Source organism: Streptomyces sp. NPDC048473 (assembly GCF_043200155.1).
Lineage (GTDB): Bacteria > Actinomycetota > Actinomycetes > Streptomycetales > Streptomycetaceae > Streptomyces.
The window spans coordinates 1-1,085 of sequence record NZ_JBICXE010000207.1; the positions used below are offsets into that span (position 1 = coordinate 1).

The window sequence follows — 1,085 nt, forward strand, 5'->3', positions numbered from 1 at the left end:
GGGAGGCGAGTTCGGCCGGTGTCGCCAGGTGGACGTCGAGGCTGGTGACCGCGTAGACGGTCTCGCGGGTCTCCTTCCTGCCGGTCTCTTTGCGGCGGCGGTGAACGCGTAGGGCGAGCTTCGCGTGGGGGAAGGCGATGCCGCCGAGGTTGTCGGCGATGGCGAGAGCCTTGATCGAGCGGGACTCGCGACGGCCGTGTCCCTTGTTCGAGGCGGTGTGCTGGATGGCCGCGGCATGCCAGTCCAGACCGTCCAGTTGGGCCCAGGCGGTGGGCTGATTGGGCTTGATCACGGCCACGTAGTGCGCCTTCTTGCTCTCCACCAGCCAGGCGACATTGGCCTTCACGGAGTGCAGCGCGTCGAAGGTGACCACGTCTCCGTCCAGAGCGAGCGGTGCAAGCAGGGGCTGGAAGTGCCGTGTCTCGTTGGTCTTGGACCCAACCTCAGCCTGGGCGAGGGTGACTGGGCAGCCGTGGGTGACGGCGGACAGCAGGTGCCGGCGGGGCTGGTCCAGGCGGGCGGAGCCGCGCAGTGCCTTGCCGTCCACGGCGATCACTCGTCGCCTGCCCGGGGCTGCGGCGGTATGGCGGTGAGCCAGCCAGGCTCCCACGGCCGCATCGAGCGCATCGGTGTCGAGACGCTCAAGAACCCTCCCGATCGCGGACCTGGACGGTGCATGCCGCCAGCGCAGCAGGTGACGGCGCACGCCGAGCGTGGCGAGTAGCTCTGCGTCGGCGCGGGCGCCCCACTCGGCGAGTTCGTCGATGGTCCGGGCTCCCGAGACCGCGGCGGCCGCGCAGACCAGCAGGATCGAGGTCAGCGAGTACCAGCGGCCCCGCCGGGAGCGAGGATCGGGCACTGCCTCCAGGAAGAACCGCAGGTCAGACATGTCGTCCGAACGGATCGGACTCAACTTGGCCAACACGGCAGGGATCGGAGAAGATGAGACAGCGGACACGGGAATCCTCTTGATCACTTGGCTTAGACACCTGAATGATCACGGATCCCGTGTCCGCTCTGTCGCCCTCCCCAACTCGCTGCATCCTCACGCCAGTTGGGCGACTCGGGAACTTGCGCAAGCCCTG

General features: G+C 68.2%; 1 protein-coding gene. It reads right to left on the minus strand.

The window, feature by feature from the left end; genetic code table 11:
* Positions 1-889, minus strand: an 889-nt coding sequence (locus ACGFU7_RS48265) for an ISAs1 family transposase (RefSeq protein WP_393705194.1), incomplete at its 3' end; no start/stop codon positions are given.
* Positions 890-1,085: the final 196 nt, after the last annotated feature.